Origin of the sequence: Pseudoalteromonas sp. OF5H-5 (assembly GCF_021530695.1) — a bacterium.
GTDB lineage: Bacteria > Pseudomonadota > Gammaproteobacteria > Enterobacterales > Alteromonadaceae > Pseudoalteromonas.
Genome location: NZ_JAKGBF010000043.1, coordinates 1 through 3,565 on the forward strand (window position 1 = coordinate 1; position 3,565 = coordinate 3,565).

At 34.6% G+C, this 3,565-nt stretch carries 2 protein-coding genes; one reads left to right on the top strand and one right to left on the bottom strand.

The genetic code is table 11. The annotated features are described in order from the left end of the window. Nucleotides 1–19 precede the first annotated feature (19 nt). Nucleotides 20–2,491, top strand: a complete 2,472-nt coding sequence (locus L1271_RS24460; protein ID WP_235369030.1) for an ATP-binding protein — start codon at nucleotides 20–22, stop codon at nucleotides 2,489–2,491. Here L1271_RS24460 and L1271_RS24465 read toward each other — a convergent pair. After that, nucleotides 2,488–3,546 (bottom strand): hypothetical protein, encoded by a 1,059-nt coding sequence (locus tag L1271_RS24465; protein ID WP_235369031.1) that lies wholly within the window; start codon nucleotides 3,544–3,546, stop codon nucleotides 2,488–2,490. The genes L1271_RS24460 and L1271_RS24465 overlap by 4 nt on opposite strands. Between the last annotated feature and the right edge of the window lie 19 nt (nucleotides 3,547–3,565).

Below are 3,565 nucleotides of genomic sequence, written 5' to 3' on the forward strand. Positions count from 1 at the left end.
GTAAGGATAACTAGGAATTATGAAAAGTATTTCCTCTTTTATGAAGCATGATCATATTATTGAAGAAGCTTTGAAATGGCTATATGAAGATGGTGCAAAAGCTGCTCATATAAGTGGTCCGACAGGGACTGGAAAAACTAACATCGCTTTTGCAATTATAGAAGGGTGGAAGCGTTTTGGAGGAAAAGCTTTATTTTCTAGATGCGAGGAAAATCAACGAGGTACAGCATATGAAGCTTTGAGGAAGCTTAATGATTTCCAAAGCTTATCTCCTCATATTGAAACAGGAGCAAAAGAGGGGCTAAGAATCGCAGAAAAGCTTATTGGCTCATCAGGGATTATTAATAAAATATATGATGAATACTCTAAGAGTAAGATAGATAGGTATATAGAAGATTCAAAGTTTCAGATAACAGACACCGAAGCATCTATTATTCATGAAATAAAAAATCGAGTAAACAGCAATAAGTTCATAATTATAATTGACGACTCACAACACTTGGACGACTCTTCCTTAACGTTAATAAAAAAGATAAAAAAGAACTTTGAAATTTACAGCGGACTTGATTTTTTTAAAAATGCTAGGTTTATTTTCATTTCAACGACGTCAAACGAAATAAACCCTGTGATTGAGTCTATTAAAGCGCAAGCTGATAATAAATGGCGTACTAGGTACTGTACCGTTAGTGAGGTGCCTGAGGTACTGCGCATTCTAGGATTCAAAAAAGAGCTCCGCGAGGAAAATTATAAAAAGCTTCACGGACTGACATCAGGGCATTTAAAACTACTTAATGAAGTGGTTTCTTATATGAATAAAAAAGAAGAGAATATAGACTTTATACTCACCGCGGAAAACAACATTGATCTAGCAAAAATAGTTGTGGAAAGTCAGTTTGTAAATGAAAATCCAACTTCAGAATCTGAAGTTAACTTAACACTAAAGTGTGCAGCAACAATCGGTGAGTCACTTAATTACAAGGAGCTATTGTGCCTAGCAGCTAACTTGATCAAAGACACCAGTTTTTGCATAAGAAAAGCTGAGAAAATGTTACTTTTAAACCGTAATAAAGGTAAAATAGAATTTTCACATAGTTGTATACATAATTATTTTAGTAGCATTCAGGTTTTTAATTCAAAAGATTTGCACTTAAAGTTTTCTGAATGTTTAAGGGCCATAAACCCAGCAGATTATGGTGGAAGAGCTACTCACCTAGAGCTTGCTGGGAAAAAAAGTGAGGCTGAGGATTTATGGATAATGGAGTGGCTTAAAATCCTTAGAAGTAATACATCTGTAGATTATAAATTACTTCCTAATAAAATTTTATCACAAGAAAAGCTTTCATTATACTTTCTTTTAGCTAAAGCTATTGAACTATATCATAATGGTGAATTTCCAAGAATGAGAGGGCATCTTGAAGAAATTGACGTTCATAATTCTCATCTTCTTTGCTTCGAAAGAGATTATTTACTTGCTCTATCTTTAGCCCTTATTAAGATAAAGCATACTCGTTCTAAAGCATTTTCAATAGTTAATAGTTTAGCATGTAAAGTAACTGATGAATTTGAATTAAAGGCAAGAATCAGCTTATTGAATATATATCTTTTAGCTCACCAAGGGCTTTCAGAAGAAGCACTTGCATTAGAGGGTACTCTTATAGAAAAAATTGAAAAAGACTACAGTAATCAAGAGTTCGGTATAAACTTACTCAACATAATGTATCGAAAGTGTGAGCAGCTATACCCCACAGAAGTTGCTATAGCTAAGCTGAAGCAAGCTAGAAATTATTGGCAAGGTGGGACTCCAGGAGTCTTACCAAAATACCCACAAGAATACTACAGAACTAGTAATAATCTTATAGCTTCACTAATATACTTAAATCGTGTTCAGGAAGCAGAGGAAACAGCAAGAGAGCTAAAAGCTGGAGCTTTTTATAAAGAGTACCTTATACAAAGGCCTGAGTATATTGAGAATAATTTTCTTCTCTCATGTTTTATAAATAAAACTATGACGCCTAAAGAGTGTTTAAAAGCGCAAAGAAAAATTGTCGAAAGCCCAAGAGCTGAATATGATAACTTAATATCTAGTTCAAACATGTCTATTTATGCAGCGTATTCAAATGAATTAGAGATATCATTTAAGCTTCTTGAGGCGTGCTGGAAAAGGGTAAATGAAATACCTGACTTTGAAGTTTTCTTTAGGTATTTAATTGGCTCGAACTTATTCACATTATCACAATTCGCAAATAGAAATACACAAATAAGTTATGAAAAAATTCAATCACTGACCCAGGAAGTAGACCCCGAGGGAGTAGGAGTGGAGACATACAGAATGCCTTTTCTACAAGGTAAAGCCAATAGTGATACTAGCATACACAATATTGAAGAGTGGGATCTAACACCAATTAATTCTCACGGCTTTTTGGGCCCATCATGGTCTTTTTGGGGACGTCGATTGATGTTGTCAGGAATCCACTCTTGGATAGATATCTAACGAGTTTTGCTGCAAAAAAGCATTATAGAGAGGATGTCAGTAAAGCTAATATTCATCCAAGATGACGCTATTTGAACAGAACTTCCCTTGTATAAAACAGGAACTGCCCCGACATCTATTACAAATGCTCTCCCATCTATACATAGCTTAAAATCAATTCTACATATTCCTTTGAAGCCGAGAGCAATGGTGGCTCTCTCTGCTGCATCTTTCATTTTCATAATGGTGTAGTTGTCAATATTTTCTGCTTTTATTTTATATAATTTTTTAGTGTCAAACACCATTCTTTCAGTTAATAAAAAGTTTTCATTGTTGGACTTACTTATTTTATTTAAAACTGGCTCAAGAGACTTCGCAGATTTACCAACTATTACAGGTACTGATAGCTCCATTCCTGAAATATACTGTTGCACAAAAACAGGTTGCTCAATACAATTAATGACTTTATCTAAGCTGCTATTATCACCTTGGTATGTGAAGACTGAGCTATCATTAATACCTATACTACAGGATTCATAACTCGACTTTGCGATAATTACAGTCCCATTCGGTGGGTGGGAATCAGAACACCACTTATTATCACCGAAATACCACCAACTTTCAGGTATGTCGATATTGTTTTTACTGAGTACGCAATAAGAATGATATTTATGTCTACCCATAGTGCTGGAGTGTGGGTCTGAATTACAACAGTACAACCCATAAAAACGACTAACGGCCGAAATTAAAGAAACACCGCCTGCTCCAATACCTGACTCCGTCAAATTATAAACAAAATTATATTTAGAGCTATTTTTAGGGTAAAGTCCTGAGGCTAGACTAGAAATAAATTCTGACTCGTTGGAGAAAACTGTTGTATATATACCAAGCTTTCGAAACCCTGTAATAAACTGAGAAATAACTCTATGTGAAAAATAGCGCTCACTTAACCTTAAACCTTTATTCTTAAACTTTTCTTGTGGGCCAGGTTCCAAATTTGTCACTATCGCGATTGTTATGTTGTGCTTATTTTTTTCTATCCAATGGTTAGCTTCAAGCGCTACTTTACAATTCATAATTCCTAGTTATCCTTAC

Excerpts from the sequence above, each read along its gene's own strand:
- L1271_RS24460 (WP_235369030.1), top strand. The coding sequence starts at position 20 with ATGAAAAGTATTTCCTCTTTTATGAAGCATGATCATATTATTGAAGAA.
- L1271_RS24465 (WP_235369031.1), bottom strand. The coding sequence starts at position 3,546 with ATGAATTGTAAAGTAGCGCTTGAAGCTAACCATTGGATAGAAAAAAAT.